Genomic DNA, 21,804 nt, shown 5'->3' on the forward strand with positions numbered 1-21,804 from the left:
CCACTGACGCCGGGCGGGCGACCGCTAAGCCCTTTTAGGCCGCCGTCGCGAACGGCCCTGCCCACTCGCGCGGCAGGCCGTCGGCGCCGGCACCGGCCTCGGTGACGTCGTCGACGATCTCGTCCAGGACCCGCGCGGCGTGCTTTTCGCCCACCCAGAGGTGCTTGGCGCCGTCGACGCCCAGCAGCCGCGCCTGCGGAACGAGGCTGAAGCGTTCCGCCGCTTCGGCCGGCTGCAGGAAGTCGTCGTGTTCGGGCACGAGCACCGTGAGCGGCTTTCCGGCGGCGGCCCATTCCTTCAGGTGGACGTCCGTGGCACGGTGCAGCGGCGGCGAGAGCAGGATGGCCCCCTCCACCTGCGAAGCGACCGGATCGACCGCGCCGTACATCAGCGCAAGCTCGGTGCCGAAGGACCAGCCCACCAGCCAGCGGTTCGGCAGGCCGCGTTCGACGGCGAAGCGCACCGCGGCCTCGACGTCGTACCGCTCGCCGATGCCCTCTTCGAAGCTGCCTTGGCTGGTGCCCCGCGGCGAGTGCGTGCCCCGGGTGTTGAAGCGGAGCACCGCGACACCGGCCAGGGCGGGAAGCCGGTAGGAGGCCTTGCGGTAGACGTGGGAGTCCATGAAGCCGCCGTGGGTGGGCAGAGGGTGCAGGGTGATGAGGGTTGCGGTGATCTCGCCCGACTCAGGAAGCGCCAACTCCCCCACCAGGACCTTGCCGTCTTCGGTGGTGATTTCGATGTTCTCGCGCCGGGCCGGAAGCACCGTAGACGCGCGGATGGCCACGGGAGCTGCCGGCTGGGTGAACACGAACGAGGCGGGATCGAAAGTCATGCTTCCAAGGGTATCCCGCTGCCCGGCCCGGGCCGCCGCCTGGGACTCAGCGGTAACGGTAGGTGCGCCCGGTCCAGCATTTGTTGTGCCAATGCCGGCGTTCTTCCAGGCCCACGGCGTCGCCCAGCAGATGGCTGGCCGACCAGACCACGAGGTGGGCGGTTCCCGGCAGGATCTGCATCGAGCAGCCAGGGCAGACGTAATTCTTCTCGGCATTCCTGGCGGTCATGGTCCGGACGATCCATTCGCCGTCGGGGGCGTTCTCCCGCCGCGCGATCCCGGCGCGTGCCCGTTCGAGGTCCAAGTCGGGCGCGTCGGCACCGCGGGTCCACTTCGAATTCGCGGAACCTGTGCGTCGGGGGCGGTTGGATCGGGGCATGGCTCCATTCTGCCGCAGAGCCCCCGGCCCGGCGGCACCCCGTCACAGGCAGTAAAGTTGAGCGGGTGCGACTCGTCATAGCCCGCTGCTCCGTTGATTACGTCGGCCGTCTCAAGGCCCACCTGCCCCTGGCCACCCGGCTCCTGCTGGTGAAGGCCGATGGTTCCGTGCTGGTCCATTCGGACGGCGGTTCCTACAAGCCCCTGAACTGGATGAGCCCGCCGGCCACTTTGCGCGTCACCACGCCGGAAGAGACCGAGGTGGAAGAAGGCGTCGTCGAGCAGTGGACCGTGCAGTCCGCCAAGACCGATGACCGCCTCATCATCAACATCTATGAGCACGTCCACGACACCTCCCACGAGCTCGGCATCGATCCGGGCCTCATCAAGGACGGCGTGGAGGCGGACCTCCAGCGCCTGCTCGCCGAGCAGATCGAAACCCTGGGCAGCGGCTACTCCCTGATCCGGCGCGAATACTTCACCGCGATCGGCCCGGTGGACATCCTGGCGCGCGACGCCGCCGGCGGCACGGTCGCCGTCGAGCTCAAGCGCCGCGGTGACATCGACGGCGTCGAGCAGCTCACCCGGTACCTCGAACTGCTCAACCGCGACCCGCTGCTGGCACCGGTCCGCGGGATCTTCGCCGCCCAGCAGATCAAGCCGCAGGCCAAGGTCCTCGCGAACGACCGCGGGATCGACTGCGTGACGCTCGATTACGACGCGATGCGCGGCGTGGACGACAGCGAGTCTCGACTGTTCTGATCACCATTGATTGAAATATTTAGATTTCAATCACCATCAGTCATGTGGCGTGGCGGCTCCTCCCCATAGAATCATTGGCATGACAGACCCGAACCTGCCTTCGGCCACGCCCACGCCCTCGCGCCATCTCATCAGCGGAACCATCGTCAGCGACGGCGTGGTCATCGAGGACGGGCTGGTGGCTGTGGAAGGTGACCGGATCGCCTTCGCCGGGCGGCTCGGGGACTTTGACGAGCACGCCTTCGAAGGGTTCGCCGGCCTGCCGCATGCCGACCTTCCCGCGGACCGCTACCTGTTTCCCGGCTTCGTCGACGTGCATTGCCACGGCGGCAACGGCGGCGACTTCCCGGGTGGTGACGAGGAATCGGCACGCAGGGCGATCGATTTCCTGCACCGCTCCGGAACCACCACGCTCCTGGCAAGCATGGTCACCGCCTCGCGGGAGGACCTGCTGCGCGGAATCGGCCTCTACGTTCGCCTGGCGGACGAAGGGCTGCTGGCGGGCATCCACCTCGAGGGCCCGTTCCTCTCGCATGCCCGCTGCGGCGCCCAGAACCCCGACTACCTCCTGGAACCCGACCTCGGGCTCCTGGCCGAGCTCATCGAGGCGGCCGAGGGAAAACTGGCCACCATGACGTACGCGCCGGAGCTGCCCGGCGCCGCGGCGCTGGTGGACCTGATGACCTCGCATGGCGTGACGCCGTCGCTGGGCCACACCGACTGCGACGACGCCACCGCCACCGCGTCCCTCGCGGCAGCCCGGGACGGCCTCGCCTCCGCAGGTTTCGACGGCGTCAGCTCGCTTCCCACCGTGACGCACCTGTTCAACGGCATGCCGCCCCTGCACCACCGCTCCCCCGGTCCCGTAGCCGCGTGCCTGCGCGCAGCCCAGGCTGGCAAGGCGGTGGTGGAACTCATCGCCGACGGCACGCACCTGGATCCTGCCACCGTGGCCACCGTCTTCCAGCTCGTCGGCGCCGCGAACATCGCGCTGGTGACCGACTCCATGGCCGCCGCCGGGCTGTCCGACGGCAAATACATGCTCGGCCCGTCCCCCGTTACCGTCAGCGGCGGCGTCGCCACGCTGGACGCCACCGGATCGATAGCCGGCGGCACCGCCACCATGCTCGACGTCGTTCGCCGCACCGTGGCGTCCGGCGTCGGACTGGCGGACGCCGTCGCCTCGGCAACCGCTGTGCCGGCCGCGGTGCTGGGCCTTTCCGACGAGGTGGGCGGCCTCCGGCGCGGCCTGAAGGCAGACCTTGTGGTGGTTGGCAAGAACCTCGGCCTGGCCGGTGTCCTGCGGCAAGGGAACTGGCTTTAGGCCGCCGCGCAAAGGCCGGGCCTATTACCTTATTTATGGCGAAATGCCGTTACCTTCTTTTTACCTAAATTTTCCGGGAATTCCTTGGCAGACCGTTGACCTGCACTAATGGCCATGAAAGTGTTGTAGCAGTCTTTGTGTAGGTGTGATTCATGCTCGCAAGACGTGTTGCGAGCTTGAAGCTCCTGCAATGCAAGCCAGGCAATGCCAAGGCGGAATTCAGGTCTTCTCGCGGAGTGACTAAAGCGCGGCACGCTGTGTGCCGGACTTGAAAAGAAGTTCCACAATGAGGAGAAACAAATAATGGCACTGGGCACTGTCAAGTGGTTCAACGCTGAAAAGGGCTTCGGCTTCATCACCCCGGACGACGCCGAAGGCGACGTCTTCGTCCACTACTCGGAGATCCAGACCTCCGGTTTCCGCACCCTCGACGAGAACCAGCGTGTTCAGTTCGAAATCGGCCAGGGTGCCAAGGGCCCGCAGGCCACCGGCGTCACCGCTCTCTGAGCCACGCCGTACCAACAGAAAGACCCGGGCAGCCTGCCCGGGTCTTTCTGTTTAAGCTTCCTGGAATCAGCGCCAGGTTCCCACTCCGATCACCGGACCGGCCTCCAGCCAGGAGGACAGCCCCGCATAGGCTTCGAAACGCATGGCCAGCATGAAGGACTCCCCTTCGTGCCGCAGTTCAACCACCACGACGTCGGGCTGCAGCTTGGGCAGCTCCACCTCGCTGGGCTTCCGGCGGCCGAGCAGTTCCAGGGAACTGCGCTTGAAGCTATGCCGGGGACGGAAGCTCAGCGACAAAAGGCTGAACCATTCCAGCTCGGAGTCCTGATAACGACAAACCCCCATCCGCCAGCTGTTTCCAGCCATGCAGATGGAGGCGTCCACCGTGCCGAGGGCGCGCCGCAGGTTGAAGCGGCGCACCCCCACGAGGCACAGTGTCAAAACAAGCAGGCCAAAGGCACTTGCCAGGATGATGAACGGAAAAAAAGAATCGTCCATCAAGGTCGTGCTATCGGATCCCCGCAGTAGCTGATTCACCCAGCTGGGCGTTGTCAGCAACAATGACCACCCGGTTGTTGTCCACGGAGAAGAATCCGCCGTCGACCGTCACCGCGATGCGGTCCCCGGAAACCGGCTCGATTGCCAGCTCGCCCTCGGCCAGGATGGCGAGCAGCGGCGAGTGGCCCGGCAGGATTCCGATTTCACCATCGCTGGTGCGGGCCTTGACCATCTTGGCCGCGCCGGACCACACGAAGTGGTCCGCCGCTACAATCTCAACCTCGAGCTCAGCCATGCTACTTGGTCTGTTCCTGGATCTTGGCCCACTGGCGCTCGACGTCATCCATGGCGCCGACGTTGAAGAACGCCTGCTCCGCGATGTGGTCGACGTCGCCGTCGCAGATGGCCTTGAAGCCCTCGATGGTGTCCTTGATGGAAACCGTGGAGCCCTCGACACCGGTGAACTGCTTGGCAGTGTAGGTGTTCTGGGACAGGAACTGCTGGATGCGGCGGGCACGTGCCACCACGATCTTGTCTTCTTCGGACAGTTCGTCGACACCGAGGATGGCGATGATGTCCTGGAGTTCCTTGTTCTTCTGCAGGATCTGCTTCACGCGCACTGCGGTGTCGTAGTGGTCCTTGCCGATGTACTGCGGGTCGAGGATTCGCGAGGTGGAGGTCAGCGGATCCACGGCCGGGTACAGGCCACGGGAGGCGATTTCACGGGAGAGTTCCGTGGTGGCGTCCAGGTGGGCGAAGGTGGTGGCCGGTGCCGGGTCGGTGTAGTCGTCAGCCGGGACGTAGATGGCCTGCATCGAGGTGATGGAGTGGCCCTTGGTCGAGGTGATGCGCTCCTGGAGGAGACCCATCTCGTCGGCCAGGTTCGGCTGGTAACCCACGGCGGAAGGCATGCGGCCCAGAAGGGTCGACACCTCGGAACCGGCCTGGGTGAAGCGGAAGATGTTGTCGATGAAGAGCAGCACGTCCTGGTTCTGCACATCGCGGAAGTACTCCGCCATGGTCAGGGCGGACAGTGCAACGCGCAGACGCGTTCCCGGCGGCTCGTCCATCTGGCCGAACACAAGGGCGGTGTCCTTCAGAACGCCGGCCTCGTCCATTTCGACCCAGAGGTCGTTGCCTTCACGGGTACGCTCGCCGACACCGGCGAACACGGAAGTACCACCGAAGTTGCGGGCAACACGGGTGATCATTTCCTGGATCAGAACGGTCTTGCCGACGCCGGCGCCACCGAACAGACCGATCTTGCCACCCTTGATGTAGGGGGTCAGGAGGTCGATGACCTTGATGCCGGTCTCCAGCATCTCGGTGGAGCCCTCGAGCTGCGCGAAGGACGGAGCCTTACGGTGGATCGGCCAGTGGTCGTCGGCCTTGATCTCGGACTCGTCGACGTCCAGCGGCTTGCCGAGGACGTTGAAGATGTGGCCCTTGACGCCGTCGCCGACAGGCACGGAAATCGGGGCGCCGGAGTCCTTCACGGAGGTTCCGCGAACGAGGCCGTCGGTGGCCTGCAGGGAGATTGCACGGACGAGGTTGTCACCCAGGTGCTGGGAGGTCTCGAAGGTGATGGTCTTGGTTACACCGTTGAGGGTGATCTCGGTGGTGAGTGCGTTGTAGATCTCGGGGATTGCGTCGGCCGGGAATTCGACGTCGACAACCGGGCCAATGACACGGGCAATGCGGCCGGTGGCACCGGCCGTTGCGGCTGCGTGCTCGGTAGCGGTGGCAGTCATCTCTCTCACTTCATTCGGTAGAGGGCGTGGGGTTAAGTTTATCTGTTTGGTGCAGCTACGGCTGGCGCCGTACGCTGCACCGGCGGCTACGCGCTGAGGGCGTCGGCACCGGCCACGATCTCGGACAGCTCCTGCGTGATTTCGGCCTGGCGGGCCGTGTTGCGCAGTCGCGTGTACTTCTTGATCAGCTCGGTCGCGTTGTCACCGGCCGACTTCATCGCACGCTGGCGGGCTGCAAGCTCGGAGGCTGCGGCCTGCAGCATTGCTGCGAAGATGCGGGACTCGATGTAGCGCGGCAGCAGGGCGTCGAGCACCTGCTCGGCTTCCGGCTCGAACTCGTACAGCGGCAGCAGTTCCGACTCGGTGACCGCCTGCTCTTCGACTTCCAGCGGAAGAAGGCGGACCACGGTGGGTTCCTGCGTCACCATCGACTTGAAGCGGGTGTACACAACGTGGATCTCGTCCACGCCGCCCTCCGCGTAATCGGTGGCGAACTCCTCGAGCAGGGCGGCGCCGATCTCCTGGGCCGTCTCGAACTCGGGGGCATCCGTACCGCCGGTCCACACGCGGGCGTAGGAACGGCCGCGGAAGTCGAAGTACGCCTGGGCCTTGCGGCCGAAGATGTAGGTCTTGACTTCCTTGCCCTCGGCACGGAGAAGCTCGTTGAGTCCCTCGGCCTGCTTCAGCACGCTGGCGGAGTAGGAACCGGCCAGGCCACGGTCAGAGGTGATGACCAGGACGGCGGCGCGGCGGATCTTCTCCGGCTCGGTGACGAGCGGGTGGTCGATTTCGTTCTGGCTTGCGACAGCAGAAACGGCACGGGTAATCGCATTGGCGTACGGCAGCGAAGCTGCAACGCGGGCGCGGGCCTTACCGATGCGCGAGGTAGCGATCAGTTCCATCGCCTTGAAGATCTTGCGCATCGACGTCGTCGAGGAGATCTTCTGGCGGTAGACCCGGATCTGGGCTCCCATACTTATCCTTTCCTAAGATTCCGGTGCCGGTCCGGCCGGGGCATTTCCGCCCCGGCCGGACCGGTCAACGGAACTAGCGCTTCTGCTTGACGATCTTTTCCTGGTCGACTTCGCCGCCGGAGATCGCTTCGTGCTCTTCGTGGCCGGCGCCAACCAGACGGCTGTCGCCTTCGCCGAAGAAGCCCTTCTTGAAGTCGACGATCGAGGACTTCAGCGCTTCCAGAGTGTCGTCATCCAGGACGTTGGTCTGAGCCAGCGTGGTCAGGATGGAGGACTTGTGCTTGAGGTGCTCCAGGAACTCAGCCTCGAAGCGGCTGATGTCCTCGACCGGAACGTCGTCCAGGTAGCCGTTGGTGCCGGCCCAGATGGAAACAACCTGGTCCTCAACCGGGAACGGCGCGTACTGGCCCTGCTTGAGCAGTTCCATCAGGCGGGCGCCACGGGTCAGCTGCTGGCGGGATGCGGCATCCAGGTCGGATGCGAACATCGCGAAAGCCTGCATGTCGCGGTACTGGGCCAGGTCCAGCTTCAAGGTACCGGAGACCTTCTTCATGGACTTGACCTGGGCCGAGCCACCCACGCGGGAGACGGACACACCGACGTCAACAGCGGGGCGCTGGTTGGCGTTGAAGAGGTCCGACTGGAGGAAGATCTGGCCGTCGGTAATGGAGATGACGTTGGTCGGGATGTAGGCCGACACGTCGTTCGCCTTGGTTTCCACGATCGGCAGGCCGGTCATGGACCCTGCACCGAGTTCGTCGGAGAGCTTGGCGCAACGCTCCAGCAGGCGGGAGTGCAAGTAGAAAACGTCACCCGGGTAGGCTTCGCGTCCCGGCGGACGGCGGAGGAGCAGGGACACTGCACGGTAGGCTTCGGCCTGCTTGGACAGGTCGTCGAAAATCACCAGGACGTGCTTGCCGCCGTACATCCAGTGCTGGCCGATCGCAGAACCGGCGTAGGGTGCCAGGTACTTGAAGCCTGCGGGGTCGGATGCCGGGGAGGCCACGATCGTGGTGTACTCCAGGGCGCCGTGGTCTTCCAGGGTCTGGCGGACTGCGGCGATGGTGGAAGCCTTCTGGCCGACACCGACGTAGATGCAGCGGACCTGCTTCTTGACGTCGCCCGAAGCCCAGTTGGCCTTCTGGTTGATGATGGTGTCCACTGCGATGGCGGTCTTGCCGGTCTGGCGGTCACCGATGATCAGCTGGCGCTGGCCGCGGCCGATCGGGATCATGGCGTCGATGGCCTTGAGACCGGTCTGCATCGGCTCGTGCACCGACTTGCGCTGGGTCACGCCAGGGGCCTGGAGTTCCAGTGCACGGGTGGTTTCAGCCTTGATCTCGCCGAGGTCGTCGATCGGCTGGCCCAGCGGGTCGACAACGCGGCCGAGGAAGGCGTCGCCCACCGGAACGGACAGGATCTCACCGGTGCGGTGGACTTCCTGGCCCTCTTCAATACCGGTGAAGTCACCGAGGATAATGACACCGATTTCGCGGACGTCGAGGTTCTGGGCGAGGCCCAGGGTACCGTCTTCGAAGCGAAGCAGCTCGTTCGCCATGACCGAGGGAAGACCCTCAACACGGGCGATGCCGTCACTTGCGGCGGTCACACGACCAACCTCTACGCGCTCGGCGTTACCGGGTTCGTAGGACGCCGCGAACTCGTTCAACGCATTACGGACGTCGTCGGCGTTGATGGTCAATTCGGCCATCTGCAGTCCCTGCTCTCCTGTTTTCGTGGTCATCGTTGCCCACGATGACCGGGTTTTGTATCAGTTTGTTGTTCTTGTCCGGCTAGCCGGCGAGTTGACGGCGGAGTTCGGACAGGCGGGAAACGACCGAAGCGTCGAGCACCTCGTCACCCACCTGGACCCGGATTCCGCCGATCAACGCCGGGTCAACGTTGACGTTGACCTTCAGGTCGCGGCCGTAGAGGGCATCAAGCCCGGCCTGCAGGCGACTGGCCTGCGTTTCCGTCAGCGGACGGGTGACGCTGACGGTCGCAATCCAGCGCTGCCGGCGCTTGGCAGCAAGGGCCGCGAAGCTGTCGATGAGCTTGACTGCTTTGACGCCGCGCGGCTGGGAGACCGCCTGGCCAATGAGGAGCTTGGCTTCCTCGCTGGCACCCGGGACCAGTTTTCCGGCAAGAGCAACCTTCGCTGCTGCGGAAGCCTGCGGCTCTGCCAGAGCAGCTTGTACATCGTGGCTGGAAGCAACGGCCTGCTTGAAAGCAAACAGTTCGTTCTCCAGCTCTTCCAGCCCCGTGAATCCGGAGGCAGAAACGGCCGACTTGTTTTCAGCCACGGCGATGACCACCGTGGCGGCAAGAGTCTCGAGTGCATCGCCGATGTCACGTGCGTCTGCCCAGCGTGAGCCGGCCAGTCCGGACGCGATTTCCGCAGCATCAGCGGAGACTTTCCCGCCAAACAGCTGCTTGACCAGCGCCGACTTCTCTTCTCCGCTGCGGGAGGGGTCAGTCAGGGCGCGGCGCAAGCCAGCCGAGCTGTCTACCGTTCCCAGGATTCCGAAGAGTTCCCTAGCCAACTGCAGCGAGGCGAGCGGAAGCTTGGCTTCCAACTGCTCCAGCGCCGTGGTCAGCGATTCGCTCGATACACCTGCCATTACTTAGCTGCACCTGCGTTCTGGGTCTCCAGATCTGCCAGGAAGCGGTCCACCACGCGTGCGGAACGCTCGTCATCGCTGAGCGCTTCGCCCACGATGCGTCCTGCCAGGGTGGTGGCCAGCGTGCCCACCTCGGAGCGCAGGGCAACAACAGCCGCCTGGCGCTCGGATTCGATCTGGGCGTGGGCCTGCTCCGTGATGCGAGCGGACTCGGCAGCAGCCTTGGCCTTCAGGTCCGCAAGGATCTGTGCACCTTCGGCGCGGGCTTCCTCGCGGATACGGTTGGCTTCGGCACGGGCATCGGTGAGCTGCTGCTTGTACTCTTCAAGAGCTGCAGAAGCTTCGGCCTGGGCCTTTTCAGCCTTGGCAATGCCGCCTTCGATCGCTTCGGCGCGCTCAGCGAAGGTCTTCTCGAACATCGGGACAACAAACTTGACCACGATGAACAGGAGGACAGCAAAGCCGACGAGAACGACGCCCATCTCCCAGACATTGGGAGTAAGGGGCGATACGGACTCCTCGCCTTCAGTGGCGGCTGAGATGATCAGCTGATTCATATTTCACCCGTCCTATCTACTCGTTACTGGTTGTTCGCTTAGTTCAGCGGGATTAGCTAAGAACGAAAGCGAAGACCAGACCGAGGATGGCGAGAGCTTCAGTCAGGGCCAGACCAAGGAATGCGATCGGCTGCAGCACGCGCTGGGCCTCAGGCTGACGGGCAACACCGTTGATGTAGGCAGCGAACACGAGACCCACACCGATACCACCGCCGATTGCGGAGAGGCCGTAGCCGATGAGGTTGAGGGAGCCGTTGATGGAGCCTTCCATTTTTTTCCTTTCAAGATGCCACGTTCGTGGCAGGTTGTTTGGTTTGCTTCATCCCCCGAGGGGGAAGTCTGTGGGGAGCCTTAGTGGCTGTCGGCGTGCAGTGCGCCTTCGATGTAAATCGCGGTCAGCAGGGTGAACACGTACGCCTGCAGCGCCATGATCAGCGCTTCCAGCATGTACATGGCGACCGCACCTACGAGGACCAGTACCGAAGCGCCCTTCAAGAGGACGTTCTCCTGCATCACGAGGAACTCGATGCCGGAACCGGCGAGCATGACGATCAGGTGGCCGGCGAGCATCGTCGCAAAGAGACGGAGGCTGTGGGTGACCGGACGAACCAGGAAGTTGGAGATGATTTCGATCGGAACAACGATCGGCAGGATGTACCACGGCACGCCGGAGGGGACCGTTGCGAGCTTGAAGTACTTGAGGCCGTTCTTCTTCAGGCCGATGCCGATCCAGGTCACGTACACGATGGCTGCCAGCACGTAGGCGCCGCCCACGTGGGAGAAGCTCGGGAGCTGGATGTACGGGATGGCGCCGTAGATGTTGTTCACCAGGATGAAGAAGAACAGCGAGAACAGCAGGGGCACGTACTTGATGAAGTCACGGCCGCCAATGATGTCCTTGGCGATGCTGTTACGGACGAAGCCGTAGGCCATCTCGCCTGCGAACTGCAGCTTGCCGGGAACCAGCTGCTGCTTGCGTGCAGCAAGGATGAAGAAGGTGGCGATAATGACGACCGACAGGATGACCAGCAGCATCTGCTTGGAGAATCCTTCGTGCGCACCCCACGGCAGGATAGCCGGCAGGTGCATTTCGTCGATTCCGGGAGGGGTGAAGGTCCCTGAATCCTGGGCCGGGAGCGCAAGCGCGATCAACGCGTTTCCTCTCTGCAGTGTCCATCATTGGGCTTTGGTGAGAATCGGTCCGCGTTGGCGGCGGCCACTTCCCGTGTGAAATTATTTGGCATTACTGTGCCCCGTCCTGGGACGGACCGCGGCCTGCTTTGTTCCCACCCGAAGGAGTGCCTTGACGGGTGAGGCCGTGCATATGGGAAAGGTAAAACCCCCCTGCGGCTCCAAGCAGAGCGCCTAGGAGCACAATCCAGCGGGTCCCCCACAGATAATCCAGTCCCCAGCCTATCAAACTCCAGACAATGATTCCGCCGATGATGTAGCTGAAGACGGCGATGCCGGCGTTGTATCCGCCACCGTTTCCGTCCTTGGCGTCACCGGCGGAAGAGCCGGAGCTGGAGGGTGCCGGAGAGGACTTCCCGTGGTCATGTTCAGGCGTTGCCATTCTGGCCTCCTTCGCGCGGCGAGGGGTCGTTGTAAATCTGCAGGCGGGCCTTGCTGAATCCGATGATCTCTGCGGTCTGCCACACAATGACGGCAACGACGGCGGCGATCAGGAACCAGCGGCCGTGCAGCCACTCGGGGGCACCGAAGACAAAGAGGGTGACGGCGAAGCCGACGACCTTGACGAAGTAGGTGGCCACGAAGAGTCCCACTGCACCGGAGGGATTGTTACGTCCGACGAAGTGTCCGATCAGGAGGCTGATCGCGAAGAACACGATCACCAGCGCACCACCGAAGGCGACAGACAAGGCGCCCTGGCCACCGTTCATGACCGCGGCGATCACCGCAGTGACAGCAAGCGCCAGCACGGCCGCCGTCGTACTCAGGACAAGGAGCCTGAGCCACAGTGAGCTTCCGGCGACAGCAACGCCAAGCTGCTTGGACTGATGTCCGTCGGCGTTGGAAGTCATGGGGATGCCAATCGTCGAGGCAGGGGATGCCGGGTCTCAAAGAGGGTGGGTGCGCGTGCGAGTGAGTGCCCGCAGCAAGAATTCTACATGAGATAGAACTGTGATGTTAACGCGCCGTCATGACGTCGTCCGGCTGCCCCTGCGGGCGAAGTACGGCCACCCCGTGACGACGGCCATGACGAGTGCCGCCGCGATGTCGAGGGTGAGCACGATCTGCCACGGGAAGATCGCGAAGGCGAGGCCGCCGAAGGCCAGGATGGCCGTCCAGACATACATCATCAGCACGGCAGTCCGGTGTGTGTGGCCCAGTTCGATCAGCTTGTGGTGCAGGTGGCCGCGGTCCGCAGACCACGGCGACTGCCCGCGGGCCGTCCGGCGGACGACGGCGAGGCCGAGGTCCAGCAGCGGCAGGGACAGCACGGCGAACGGCAGCAGGATGGGGATGATGGTGGGGATACCGTTGATGCGGTCGTACAGCCCTGAACTGATCTGGCCGGTGGAAACGACACCGGCCGCGGCCATCACAAGGCCCAGCAGCATCGCCCCGGAATCCCCCATGAAGATCCGGGCGGGAAACCAGTTATGGGGCAGGAAGCCGATGCAGCAGCCCACCAGGATGGCCATCAGCAGGGCCGCGAGATCGGAGCGGTCAAGGAGTACCGCGTTGCGGTGCACCCAGTAGGCGGTCAGGAAGAACGCCACTCCCCCGATGGCGGCGACGCCCGCCGCCAGGCCGTCCAGTCCGTCGATGAAGTTGACGGCGTTCATGGTGGTGACGATCAGCAGGGCCGTAACCACGATGCTCAGCAGTTCGGACTTGATGTGGATCGGCTCGGGGATGAAGGGAATCACGGTCATCCGCACGCCCCAGACGGCCACCACGGTGGCGGCCAGCGCCTGACCGATCAGCTTGATCCACCAGCGGATGTCCAGGAGGTCGTCGGCGAGCCCGACGGCGACAATCACCAGCACGCCGGCCAGGATCCCCCACGGCGCGGTGTTGCCCCGGAAGATGTCCTTGACGAAGAAGGAATTGCTGGCCACCACCAGTGCTACGGCAAAGCCGGCGCACAGCCCCAGGCCGCCCAGGCGCGAGATCGGCACGGAGTGCATGTCGCGGCTGCGGATCGGGCCGAACAGCCGCAGCTTCTTCGCCAGCAACCGTGCCCCCCAGGTGGTCACGTACGCCACCACGGCAGCCGTGAGCATCATGAGGGAATACATGATCACGTGGCGGCTCCTGTAGACGGTGATGGATTTGCGCCCTTGGGATGCGTTGCGGGAGACGCCCGCAACGCCCTGCGCACCGCCGGATATTGCTGTACTACAGTTGGACTCTGTCCAAGATACTAGCGGCAACAGCAGCCGTGCTCCGGCACTCGCGCCCTCAGGGCGAGCCGGTTGATATGCTCCGCCGCTCCGGAAGGATCCCTCAATGCCCGTGCCGGTTGCCGTAGCCGCCGTGACCTTCGACCGCCCCCGCGAGCTGGGAATCCTGCTCGACGCAATCCAGTCACAAAGCACTCCGGTCCAGTCCATCTGCCTGGTGGACAGCGGCACCGTCCCGGCCCGCGAGGTGGCGGCGAGGCATCCGGACGTTGACTATGTGCGCTCCGAGGCGAACCTCGGCGGGGCCGGCGGTTTCGCACTGGCCATCCTCAAGGCCGTGGCCAGCGGTGCCGAATGGGTCTGGATCATGGACGACGACGCCGAACCAACCGATCCTGCCTGCCTTGAGACGCTGCTGCGGGAAGCCGAAGCCCGCAACCTCGACGCCGTGGTGCCGCTGGTGCTGGCACCCGGCCAGCCGGACAAGCTGTCCTTCTTCTTCCGGATCGACGGCAAAGTGACCCATGATCGCGCCGAGGTCGAAAAGGCGGGGTTCCTTCCCGACGTCGGGCATTTCTTCAACGGCGCCCTGATCCGCTCGGATGTCTTCTTCAAGGTGGGCGTGCCTGACATCCGGCTGTTCATCCGGGGCGACGAAGTGGACTTCATGATCCGCCTGCGCAAGGCCGGCATCCGTTTCGGCACGGTGGCGACGGCATCGATCAGCCACCCGCACGCGTTCTCCGAAACGAAGCACGTCTTCGGTGCCCGCTGGCATGTGATCGTTCCGGAAGGCGCGTTCAAGCGCTACTTCTACTACCGGAACCGCGGCTACCTCATCCGCCGGTACCGGCGCGTGAAATCCCTCGTGGCCGACGTCGGCGGCTACCTCGGCTATTTCCTGCAGCGGGGCGATTTCCGCGGATTGGCGGAATGGTTCCGTGCATTCTCCGCCGGACTGCGCGGCAAGGGCTTCGGTCCGCTGGACCAGCAGAAATTCTAGGGGCGGCTCAGCGGCCCAGCAGGCGCCTGCGCAGCAGGAGGCCAAGCAGCACCCAGGGCTCGCCGAACACCCGGTAGGCAACCCTTCCCGGGTGCAGCAACAGGCGCCACGCCCACTCCAGCCCCAGCCGCCCCAGCCAGCGGGGCGCGAGTTTCTGGACGCCGCCCAACTGCTCGATGGCACCGCCCACGGCGGCGTAGACCGCGGGCGGCAGCTGGTCCAGGCGGCGCAGGAGCACCGATTCCTGCAGCGGCATGCCGAGGCCGAGCAGCACCAGCTGCGGCCGGAACTCCCCCAGCCATGCGACGGCGGCTTCTTCCTTGGCCTCGTCCCAGGCCTCTCCTGGCCGGCCGGCGACTTCGGCGCCGGGAACAATCCTGCGCAGCTTCTCCACGGCCTTGGCGTTGGCGCCGGCGCCGGCACCGATGACGGCGATGCGCTCCAAACCCTCCAGCCGGCCGAGTGCGGGCAGCCAGTCGGTGGAACCCAGCCGGTAGGCCATGGCGGCACTCCGGGTCTGCCGGCCGTGGGCCTTGCCCCACAGCATGGCCACGGGGGCGCCGTCGAGGAGGATCACGTCGCTGCGCTCATAGAGGGCACGGAAGTCAGGCCGGGAATGCATCAGCGTGATGCTGTGCAGGTTGTGGCCCACGATGAGCCTGGTGCCCTCCCCGGCCAGGAAGCCACTGAGAACCTCCAACAGTTCGTCCACCCGCAGCGCGGTGACGTCAACATCCAGGAAGGGAACGCGGTCCTTCTTCAATTCCATGCGGTCCACCCCGTCCGACGACGCCCTGCCCCCATGTGCCGGTCCAGGAGTCATCCGGCAGCAGGCCCGCTGGATGGTAGAGTGCCCGGCCGGGCGTCATCGGCGTCCGACGACGGTGCTTCGGTTTCGTCCGGTGCTGTGGTTTCCGCCGGCGCTGCGGTTGCGTCCGGTGCCTCGGATACCTCCGGCCCTTCCGCCAGCCCCTCAAGGGGACCTTCCTGGGTCTCCTCAGGCGGCAGCGGCACGGCTTCGGCCTCGGGCATCGGCTCGGGTGCGACTTCGCCCAGGGCGAGGACGCCGGGAACCAGCTGCCGGAGCTGCTCGAGGGAAATCGCCCCCTCGCGCACCACGCGCAGGGGCAGCGAGGTGGCGTCGACGATCGTGGACGGCACGCCTTCCTCCCCGTCGACCGGCCGCAGGCCGCCTTCGAGGTAGACCTCCACGGATTCGGCCAGTTGCTCCTGCGCCTCGGCAGCGGTGCGCGCGGCGGTGTGGCCGGTGCGGTTTGCAGAGGAAACGGCCAGCGGGCCGGTGCGGTTGAGCAGCTCGAGCGCGATCGCGTCGTCGGGCATCCGCAGCGCCACCGTGCCGCGGGTTTCACCGAGGTCCCAGTCGAGGGACGGCTGGGCGTGGCAGATCAGGGTCAGTCCGCCCGGCCAGAAGGTTTCGGCCAGCTTGCGGGCTTCATCGAAGATCTCGGTGGCAAGGCCGTCCAGGGCGCCGAGGCGGGGAATCAGCACCGGCGGCGGCATCTGCCGGCTACGGCCCTTGGAGACGAGCAGCATGGTCACGGCCTGCGGCGAAAAGGCATCGGCGGCGATGCCGTACACGGTGTCCGTGGGCATCACGATGCATTTCTTCTCGCTGATGGCGCGCTGGGCGTGGTCTATGCCGTCGGCGCGTTGTTCCTCTGACGTGCAGTCGTAGCTAGTGGTCACTGCGTTATTCTTTCACTCCCGCGGGCCGGCCGGTGACAGCACCGCGCTCGTTGCCCGCTGCTTGCCGTTGAGGTCGTTGTGCGAGGTGACGTCGTCCCAGCAGCCCGCCTCCCGCAGGTGGCGGGCGATCCAGCCGGCCTGTACCTCGGCGTGTTCCATCACGAAGTAGCCGCCGGTCTTCAGGAGACGGGCCGCGGAGGCCGCCGCCGCCGTCGGGAGCTCCATGCCGTCCGCTCCCCCGCCGTACAGCGCCTCGGGAGGATCGTGCAGCGCTACTTCGGGCTCGTTCGGAATGGCCTCGGCCGGGATGTACGGCGGGTTCGAGATCACGACGTCGAAGGTGCCGTTGTGTTCGGGCAGCGCGTCGCGCAGATCCCCGTGCACGAGCCTGACGCCCAGCGGCTGCAGGTTCTTCGCCGCCCAGGCGTGCGCAAAGGCGCTGAACTCGACGGCGTGGACTTCGGCGCCCGGTACTTCGTGGGCGATCGAGGCGGCAATCGCGCCCGACCCGGTGCCCAGGTCCACCACCTTAGGGCGTTCGGTTCCGGCGATCCTGTCGATGACGAGCTGGACGACGGATTCCGTCTCCGGGCGGGGAATGAAGACGCCGGGCCCGACGGCGAGCGTCAGGTACCGGAAATGCGCGACGCCGGTGATGTGCTGGAGCGGTACGCGGCTGGCGCGCTCGGCAACCAGTTCGCCGTAGCCCTCCGGTGCCGGGGACTCGCCGAGCAGCATCGCCCGCAGCCGGCCGAGGCCGACGCCGAGGACGTGTTCGGCGAGGAGCTCGGCGTCAACCCGTGGAGTGGGGACGCCGGCATCACTCAGGACGGCAGTGGCCTCGCGGACGGCGTCCGCGAGGCTTTGCCCAGTCTCGAAAGCCATCGGATTCCGGCCCGGAGCTACTCGCCGATGGCGTCCAGGCGCGCCTGCTCATCCATTTCGATGGCGGATTGGATGACCGGTTCCAGGTCACCGTTCATGACGGCGTCCAAATTGTAGGCCTTGTACCCGGTGCGGTGGTCCGCGATGCGGTTTTCCGGGAAGTTGTAGGTGCGGATGCGCTCGGAACGGTCCATGGTGCGGATCTGCGACTTGCGGTGTTCGGCGCTTTCGGCGTCGAGCTGCTCCTGCTGGTGGGCCAGCAGGCGGGCCCGGAGCACGCGCATGGCGGCTTCACGGTTCTGCAGCTGGGACTTCTCGTTCTGCATGGCAACCACGATGCCCGTGGGCAGGTGGGTGATGCGGACGGCGGAGTCCGTGGTGTTCACGGACTGGCCGCCGGGGCCCGAGGAACGGTAGACGTCGATCTTGAGGTCGTTCTGGTTGATCTCGATCTCTTCGGGCTCGTCCACTTCGGGGAACACCAGCACGCCCGCGGCGGAGGTATGGATGCGGCCCTGGGATTCGGTGGCGGGGACACGCTGCACGCGGTGCACGCCGCCTTCGAACTTCAGCCGGGCCCAGACGCCCTCGGCGGGGTCGTTGGAAGAACCCTTGATGGCCATCTGGGCGTCCTTGTAGCCGCCCAGGTCAGATTCCGTGGAGGAGATGAGCTCGGTCTTCCAGCCGCGGGACTCCGCAAAGCGCGTGTACATCCGCAGCAGGTCGGCAGCGAAGAGCGCAGCTTCCTCGCCGCCCTCGCCGCCCTTGACCTCGATGATGACGTTGCGGGCGTCGTCCGGGTCGCGCGGGATGAGCAGGCGGCGCAGCTTCTCCTGGGCTACGGGGAGCTTCTCCTCGATCTGCTCCACCTCGGCGGCGAAATCGGGATCCTCGGCGGCCATTTCCTTGGCGGCCTCGAGATCGTCAGTGAGCCCGCGCCACCTGTTGTACGCCTCCACGATGCCCTGCAGCTGCGCGGAGCGGCGCCCCAGCTTCCGGGCAAGCGACTGGTCGGCATAGACGGCGGGATCGCTCAGCTGCGCCTGGATGGCAGCATGCTCATCAAGCAATCCCTGGACGGACTCAAACATTTTCCAAACCTCTTTCGACTTCTAAAGTCTAATGACTGCAACGCGGGGTCACTTACGGCCCATGTTGTGGGCCCGGATGGGCCGTATCTGACCCCGCGTTGCTCCGGGCAACGCGAAGGGGTGGGGCCGGCAATTATGCTCGACGGCCCCACCCCGGTTCACGCTTACTTGTCGTTGTCCGACTTCGCGCCCAGCGTCGTCTTCTGCACCTGCATGAGGAACTCGACGTTGCTTTGCGTGTCCCGGATCTTGTTGGTCAGCAGCTCAAGGCTCTGCTGCTGCTCAAGCCCGGAGAGGACGCGGCGCAGCTTCCACATGATCTTGACTTCCTCAGCGGAGAGCAGGTTCTCTTCGCGGCGGGTGCCGGAGGCGTTGACGTCCACGGCGGGGAAGATGCGCTTGTCGGCCAGCTGGCGGGACAGGCGCAGTTCCATGTTGCCGGTGCCCTTGAACTCTTCGAAGATGACCTCGTCCATCTTGGAACCGGTCTCCACGAGGGCGGTGGCCAGGATGGTGAGCGAGCCGCCGTTTTCGATGTTGCGGGCGGCGCCGAAGAAGCGCTTCGGCGGGTACAGGGCTGCGGAGTCCACACCACCGGACAGGATGCGGCCGGAGGCCGGTGCTGCCAGGTTGTAGGCACGGCCCAGGCGGGTCATGGAGTCCAGGAGGACCACCACGTCCATGCCCATTTCGACGAGGCGCTTGGCGCGTTCGATCGACAGTTCGGCAACCGTGGTGTGGTCGTCGGCGGGACGGTCGAAGGTGGAGGCAATGACCTCGCCCTTGACCGTGCGCTGCATGTCCGTGACTTCTTCAGGGCGTTCGTCAACGAGCACCATCATGAGGTGGACCTCAGGGTTGTTGGTGGTGATCGCGTTCGCGATGGACTGGAGGATGAGCGTCTTGCCGGCCTTCGGCGGGGAGACGATCAGGCCGCGCTGTCCCTTGCCGATCGGGGCCACGAGGTCGATGACACGGGGGCCGATCTTCTTGGGGTCCGTCTCGAGGCGCAGGCGCTCGGAGGGGTACAGCGGAACAAGCTTGGCGAATTCGACGCGGTCCTTGAGCTCTTCCGGGGTCTTGCCGTTGACCGACGTGACACGGACGAGGGCGTTGAACTTCTGGCGTGCGGACTGCTGGTTGCGGTCCTCGCCGTCGCGCGGGGCGCGGATCGCACCGACGACGGCGTCGCCCTTGCGCAGGTTGTACTTCTTCACCTGGGCCAGCGAGACGTACACGTCGTTGGCGCCGGGCAGGTAGCCGGAGGTGCGGATGAAGGCATAGTTCTCGAGGACATCCAGGATGCCGGCGACCGGCAGCAGGACGTCGTCCTCGGTGATCTCGACGTCGTCGACGTCGGGGCCCTGCGCGCGGCCGCGGCGGCGTTCGTTGCGGTCGCGGAAGCGGTCGCTGCGGGTGTTGGTTTCGCGGCGGTCGCTCTGCTCGCCGCGGTCATTGCGGTCACGACGGTTTCGGCGGCTGCGGCGGCTGCCGCCTTCGTCGCCGTCGTTCTCGTCGCGGCGGGTGCGGGTATCGCGGCGTTCGCGCTGTGCACCCTCGCCGGCTTCGGCAGCCTGCTCGGTGCGGCGCTGTTCGCCCTGCTGCTGACGCTCGCCCTGGGCCTGGCGCTCACCCTGCGACTGGCGTTCGCCCTGTGCCGGGCGCTCAGCCTGTGCCTGCTCGCGGGTTTCAGCGGCCTCGGTGGTCTCGGCGGCAACAGCGTTTTCGCCGCGGCGGCGGTTGCGGGTGCGCGGCTGGCGGCGTTCGCCCGCTGCTTCGGCGCCCTCTGCGGGAGCGGCGGCCGGTGCTGCAGCTTCGACGACGGCGGCCGGTGCCGCAGCCTCGGCGGCTTCGGCTGCCGGGGTGGCAACCACACCGTCGCTGGTGGCGCGGCGGCTGCGGCCACGGGTGCGGGCACGGGGAGCTTCCGGTGCAGCGGTCTCCTGGGGAGCAGCGGCTTCGGCAGCCTCGGCGGGGGCGGCTGCCTTGGCGGCCGAGCGGGGCTTGGGTTCAGCCTCGGCCTTGGCTTCGGTCTTTGCCGGGGCCTGGGCGGTGCTTCCGCCGGCACGGTGGGCCGAGATTGCCGCCACGAGGTCACCCTTGCGCATCCGGGAACCGCCGGAAATGCCCAGCTGGCTGGCGAGGGCCTGCAGCTGGGCGAGCTTGAGCCCGGCGAGGCCGCTGCTCTTGGCAGGTGCGGCAGGGTTTGTGTCCACAGCTGGAGCCAGCTCAGTGGTTTCTGTCACGAAGGATCCTTCCCCCTCGACGTCGCCCGGACTGGAGCCGGGCGCGATGATGTGTTCTGGACTGCAGTTCAGATCTGCAGCCGGGATGTCGGCCTTGCCGCTTATGGAGCCAGCAACGCCCGATTCTGATGACGTCTTCGATCCCCCGGAATGCGGGGTGCGGGCTGGCGCTGAAGGAAACAGAGTCGATCTGCAATGCCTGCGACAGGCCGAAAAGGAGACGACACCGGCAGGGACTTCGACACAGTGGAAGACGGAACGTACCTGTTGCCAGGGTCCAATGTCAGGGAACTGCCCGCGGTTTACCGCCGGTGCAGTTCCACTCTAGCACCTTCGACGTCCACTGCCAGCGTCAGGACGCGCCAGGCGACGCCGGGTGTGCTGTCCGCGGCGAAGTCGGAAATCCGGGAAGCGACGGTTGCAGCTTCCTCTTCGCCGTTGGCCAGGGCCAGGACGGTGGGGCCCGCGCCCGACACGACGGCGGCGTGCCCCTCGGAACGGAGTGCCGCAATCAGCTGCGCGCTCGGCTGCATTGCCTCGGCCCGGTAGCTCTGGTGCAGGTAGTCCTCGGTGCCCGCGAGCAGGAATTCCGGCGCCTTGGTCAGGGCGTGGATCAGCAGCGCGGCCCGGCCGGAGTTCATGGCGGCGGCGTGGTGGCCCACGGAGGCGGGCAGCAGGCCGCGGGCGGTCTCGGTGGAAAGTTCGTAGTCCGGAACCGCGACCACCGGGATGACCGAGGGAACGACGTCGGCCCGGGCGCTGCTGTACTGCTCGCTGTCCTGCCAGGACAGCGCCAGTCCGCCGAAAATCGCGGGAGCGACGTTGTCCGGGTGGCCTTCCATTTCGCTGGTTAGCTGCAGGATCCATTCGCGGCTGCGCTGTGCTTCGGCAGGAACCAGCGAGTTCGCGGCCGTGACGGCGGCAACGACGGCGGAGGCGGAGGAACCGAGGCCGCGACCGTGCGGGTTGACATTGTCCGCGGTGATTCTCAGGCCGTTATGGCGGAAACCGAGTCGCTCAAGAGCGGTGTTGATCGCGCGGATGACCAGGTGGCTGGCGTCGCGCGGCAACGTGTCCGCGCCTTCGCCGGAGAGGTCGAACTCGAGCTCGCCGTTGTCCAGGGTCTCCACGGTCAGGGTGTCGTAGATGGACAGTGCCAGGCCGAGGCTGTCGTAGCCGGGGCCGAGGTTGGCGCTGGTTCCGGGAACCCGCACGGTCAGCTGCTGCCCCGCCGCGAGCGTCGTAAGTTCGCCCGCGGCGGGCTGCGTTGTTTCCACTCTTGGTTTTCTTCCAGTCC

General features: G+C 65.7%; 24 protein-coding genes. 4 read left to right on the forward strand and 20 right to left on the reverse strand.

Annotation, left to right across the window (positions count from 1 at the left end):
• Positions 1 to 34: 34 nt before the first annotated feature.
• Both D3654_RS09745 and D3654_RS09750 read right to left on the reverse strand, forming a co-directional pair.
• Positions 35 to 832: an alpha/beta hydrolase gene (locus D3654_RS09745; RefSeq protein ID WP_120521305.1), complete on the reverse strand. Its 798-nt coding sequence runs from the start codon at positions 830 to 832 to the stop codon at positions 35 to 37.
• A gap of 46 nt (positions 833 to 878) precedes the next feature.
• Complete coding sequence (locus D3654_RS09750; RefSeq protein ID WP_120521306.1) at positions 879 to 1,211, reverse strand: ATP/GTP-binding protein; 333 nt, start codon at positions 1,209 to 1,211, stop codon at positions 879 to 881.
• Positions 1,212 to 1,276: 65 nt separating this feature from the next.
• Between D3654_RS09750 and nucS the strand changes: the two genes are divergently transcribed.
• From nucS to D3654_RS09765, 3 genes are all read left to right on the forward strand, one after another.
• Positions 1,277 to 1,972, forward strand: a complete 696-nt coding sequence (gene nucS / locus D3654_RS09755) for an endonuclease NucS (RefSeq protein ID WP_120521307.1) — start codon at positions 1,277 to 1,279, stop codon at positions 1,970 to 1,972.
• A 79-nt stretch (positions 1,973 to 2,051) separates the two neighbouring features.
• On the forward strand, positions 2,052 to 3,296 hold the full coding sequence (locus D3654_RS09760) for an N-acetylglucosamine-6-phosphate deacetylase (protein ID WP_120521308.1): 1,245 nt from the start codon (positions 2,052 to 2,054) through the stop codon (positions 3,294 to 3,296).
• A gap of 303 nt (positions 3,297 to 3,599) precedes the next feature.
• Positions 3,600 to 3,803: a cold-shock protein gene (locus tag D3654_RS09765; RefSeq protein ID WP_074589900.1), complete on the forward strand. Its 204-nt coding sequence runs from the start codon at positions 3,600 to 3,602 to the stop codon at positions 3,801 to 3,803.
• Positions 3,804 to 3,869: 66 nt separating this feature from the next.
• On the opposite strand, the gene D3654_RS09770 is transcribed toward D3654_RS09765, so the two are convergent.
• From D3654_RS09770 to D3654_RS09825, 12 genes are all read right to left on the reverse strand, one after another.
• Positions 3,870 to 4,301, reverse strand: a complete 432-nt coding sequence (locus tag D3654_RS09770; RefSeq protein ID WP_120521309.1) for a DUF2550 domain-containing protein — start codon at positions 4,299 to 4,301, stop codon at positions 3,870 to 3,872.
• Positions 4,302 to 4,311: 10 nt separating this feature from the next.
• On the reverse strand, positions 4,312 to 4,596 hold the full coding sequence (locus tag D3654_RS09775) for a F0F1 ATP synthase subunit epsilon (protein WP_074589897.1): 285 nt from the start codon (positions 4,594 to 4,596) through the stop codon (positions 4,312 to 4,314).
• 1 nt (position 4,597) lies between these two features.
• Positions 4,598 to 6,052 carry a F0F1 ATP synthase subunit beta gene (atpD, locus tag D3654_RS09780; protein ID WP_120521310.1) on the reverse strand — a complete coding sequence of 485 codons (1,455 nt, stop codon included), beginning with the start codon at positions 6,050 to 6,052 and terminating at the stop codon, positions 4,598 to 4,600.
• Between the two features lie 86 nt (positions 6,053 to 6,138).
• On the reverse strand, positions 6,139 to 7,026 hold the full coding sequence (locus D3654_RS09785; RefSeq protein WP_120521311.1) for a F0F1 ATP synthase subunit gamma: 888 nt from the start codon (positions 7,024 to 7,026) through the stop codon (positions 6,139 to 6,141).
• 73 nt (positions 7,027 to 7,099) lie between these two features.
• On the reverse strand, positions 7,100 to 8,737 hold the full coding sequence (gene atpA / locus D3654_RS09790) for a F0F1 ATP synthase subunit alpha (protein WP_120521312.1): 1,638 nt from the start codon (positions 8,735 to 8,737) through the stop codon (positions 7,100 to 7,102).
• 82 nt (positions 8,738 to 8,819) lie between these two features.
• Positions 8,820 to 9,647 (reverse strand): F0F1 ATP synthase subunit delta, encoded by an 828-nt coding sequence (locus tag D3654_RS09795; RefSeq protein WP_074589890.1) that lies wholly within the window; start codon positions 9,645 to 9,647, stop codon positions 8,820 to 8,822.
• On the reverse strand, positions 9,647 to 10,204 hold the full coding sequence (locus D3654_RS09800) for a F0F1 ATP synthase subunit B (protein ID WP_120521313.1): 558 nt from the start codon (positions 10,202 to 10,204) through the stop codon (positions 9,647 to 9,649). Before D3654_RS09800 ends, D3654_RS09795 begins: the two co-directional genes overlap by 1 nt.
• Before the next feature lie 52 nt (positions 10,205 to 10,256).
• Entirely contained in the window at positions 10,257 to 10,475 is a 219-nt protein-coding gene (gene atpE, locus D3654_RS09805) for an ATP synthase F0 subunit C (RefSeq protein WP_011692451.1), read from the reverse strand.
• Positions 10,476 to 10,555: 80 nt separating this feature from the next.
• Positions 10,556 to 11,356 carry a F0F1 ATP synthase subunit A gene (atpB, locus tag D3654_RS09810; protein ID WP_120521314.1) on the reverse strand — a complete coding sequence of 267 codons (801 nt, stop codon included), beginning with the start codon at positions 11,354 to 11,356 and terminating at the stop codon, positions 10,556 to 10,558.
• Positions 11,357 to 11,447: 91 nt separating this feature from the next.
• A complete protein-coding gene (locus D3654_RS20785) occupies positions 11,448 to 11,777 on the reverse strand; it encodes a hypothetical protein (protein WP_120521315.1) in 330 nt (109 codons plus the stop codon).
• Entirely contained in the window at positions 11,764 to 12,246 is a 483-nt protein-coding gene (locus tag D3654_RS09820) for a Cg1360 family ATP-synthase-associated protein (RefSeq protein WP_120521316.1), read from the reverse strand. Before D3654_RS09820 ends, D3654_RS20785 begins: the two co-directional genes overlap by 14 nt.
• A 117-nt stretch (positions 12,247 to 12,363) precedes the next feature.
• On the reverse strand, positions 12,364 to 13,476 hold the full coding sequence (locus tag D3654_RS09825) for an MraY family glycosyltransferase (RefSeq protein WP_205571771.1): 1,113 nt from the start codon (positions 13,474 to 13,476) through the stop codon (positions 12,364 to 12,366).
• Positions 13,477 to 13,681: 205 nt separating this feature from the next.
• Here D3654_RS09825 and D3654_RS09830 point away from each other — a divergent pair, with 205 nt between their 5' ends.
• Positions 13,682 to 14,578: a glycosyltransferase gene (locus D3654_RS09830; protein WP_120521317.1), complete on the forward strand. Its 897-nt coding sequence runs from the start codon at positions 13,682 to 13,684 to the stop codon at positions 14,576 to 14,578.
• Between the two features lie 7 nt (positions 14,579 to 14,585).
• Here D3654_RS09830 and D3654_RS09835 read toward each other — a convergent pair whose 3' ends face one another.
• From D3654_RS09835 to thrB, 6 genes are all read right to left on the reverse strand, one after another.
• The gene (locus D3654_RS09835; RefSeq protein WP_120521373.1) at positions 14,586 to 15,347 is read right to left on the reverse strand and encodes a WecB/TagA/CpsF family glycosyltransferase; all 762 of its coding nucleotides are present in this window, start codon (positions 15,345 to 15,347) and stop codon (positions 14,586 to 14,588) included.
• A gap of 50 nt (positions 15,348 to 15,397) precedes the next feature.
• Positions 15,398 to 16,285, reverse strand: coding sequence for an L-threonylcarbamoyladenylate synthase (locus D3654_RS09840; RefSeq protein ID WP_120521318.1), 888 nt, complete (start codon positions 16,283 to 16,285; stop codon positions 15,398 to 15,400).
• 12 nt (positions 16,286 to 16,297) lie between these two features.
• Entirely contained in the window at positions 16,298 to 17,170 is an 873-nt protein-coding gene (gene prmC, locus D3654_RS09845) for a peptide chain release factor N(5)-glutamine methyltransferase (protein WP_120521319.1), read from the reverse strand.
• 17 nt (positions 17,171 to 17,187) lie between these two features.
• Positions 17,188 to 18,261: a peptide chain release factor 1 gene (gene prfA, locus D3654_RS09850; RefSeq protein ID WP_120521320.1), complete on the reverse strand. Its 1,074-nt coding sequence runs from the start codon at positions 18,259 to 18,261 to the stop codon at positions 17,188 to 17,190.
• A gap of 164 nt (positions 18,262 to 18,425) precedes the next feature.
• Entirely contained in the window at positions 18,426 to 20,507 is a 2,082-nt protein-coding gene (rho, locus tag D3654_RS09855; protein ID WP_120521321.1) for a transcription termination factor Rho, read from the reverse strand.
• A gap of 302 nt (positions 20,508 to 20,809) precedes the next feature.
• The gene (gene thrB / locus D3654_RS09860; RefSeq protein ID WP_120521322.1) at positions 20,810 to 21,784 is read right to left on the reverse strand and encodes a homoserine kinase; all 975 of its coding nucleotides are present in this window, start codon (positions 21,782 to 21,784) and stop codon (positions 20,810 to 20,812) included.
• Positions 21,785 to 21,804 lie beyond the last annotated feature (20 nt).

Origin of the sequence: Arthrobacter celericrescens (genome assembly GCF_003614925.1) — a bacterium.
In the GTDB taxonomy this organism is placed as follows: Bacteria; Actinomycetota; Actinomycetes; order Actinomycetales; family Micrococcaceae; genus Arthrobacter; species Arthrobacter celericrescens.

Excerpts from the sequence above, each read along its gene's own strand:
- atpE (WP_011692451.1), bottom strand. The coding sequence starts at position 10,475 with ATGGAAGGCTCCATCAACGGCTCCCTCAACCTCATCGGCTACGGCCTC.
- D3654_RS09750 (WP_120521306.1), bottom strand. The coding sequence starts at position 1,211 with ATGCCCCGATCCAACCGCCCCCGACGCACAGGTTCCGCGAATTCGAAG.
- D3654_RS09800 (WP_120521313.1), bottom strand. The coding sequence starts at position 10,204 with ATGAATCAGCTGATCATCTCAGCCGCCACTGAAGGCGAGGAGTCCGTA.
- D3654_RS09785 (WP_120521311.1), bottom strand. The coding sequence starts at position 7,026 with ATGGGAGCCCAGATCCGGGTCTACCGCCAGAAGATCTCCTCGACGACG.
- atpD (WP_120521310.1), bottom strand. The coding sequence starts at position 6,052 with ATGACTGCCACCGCTACCGAGCACGCAGCCGCAACGGCCGGTGCCACC.
- D3654_RS09775 (WP_074589897.1), bottom strand. The coding sequence starts at position 4,596 with ATGGCTGAGCTCGAGGTTGAGATTGTAGCGGCGGACCACTTCGTGTGG.
- prfA (WP_120521320.1), bottom strand. The coding sequence starts at position 18,261 with ATGTTTGAGTCCGTCCAGGGATTGCTTGATGAGCATGCTGCCATCCAG.
- D3654_RS09795 (WP_074589890.1), bottom strand. The coding sequence starts at position 9,647 with ATGGCAGGTGTATCGAGCGAATCGCTGACCACGGCGCTGGAGCAGTTG.
- D3654_RS20785 (WP_120521315.1), bottom strand. The coding sequence starts at position 11,777 with ATGGCAACGCCTGAACATGACCACGGGAAGTCCTCTCCGGCACCCTCC.
- D3654_RS09820 (WP_120521316.1), bottom strand. The coding sequence starts at position 12,246 with ATGACTTCCAACGCCGACGGACATCAGTCCAAGCAGCTTGGCGTTGCT.
- D3654_RS09745 (WP_120521305.1), bottom strand. The coding sequence starts at position 832 with ATGACTTTCGATCCCGCCTCGTTCGTGTTCACCCAGCCGGCAGCTCCC.
- atpA (WP_120521312.1), bottom strand. The coding sequence starts at position 8,737 with ATGGCCGAATTGACCATCAACGCCGACGACGTCCGTAATGCGTTGAAC.
- D3654_RS09835 (WP_120521373.1), bottom strand. The coding sequence starts at position 15,347 with ATGGAATTGAAGAAGGACCGCGTTCCCTTCCTGGATGTTGACGTCACC.
- prmC (WP_120521319.1), bottom strand. The coding sequence starts at position 17,170 with ATGGCTTTCGAGACTGGGCAAAGCCTCGCGGACGCCGTCCGCGAGGCC.
- D3654_RS09830 (WP_120521317.1), top strand. The coding sequence starts at position 13,682 with ATGCCCGTGCCGGTTGCCGTAGCCGCCGTGACCTTCGACCGCCCCCGC.
- D3654_RS09765 (WP_074589900.1), top strand. The coding sequence starts at position 3,600 with ATGGCACTGGGCACTGTCAAGTGGTTCAACGCTGAAAAGGGCTTCGGC.
- D3654_RS09770 (WP_120521309.1), bottom strand. The coding sequence starts at position 4,301 with ATGGACGATTCTTTTTTTCCGTTCATCATCCTGGCAAGTGCCTTTGGC.
- D3654_RS09760 (WP_120521308.1), top strand. The coding sequence starts at position 2,052 with ATGACAGACCCGAACCTGCCTTCGGCCACGCCCACGCCCTCGCGCCAT.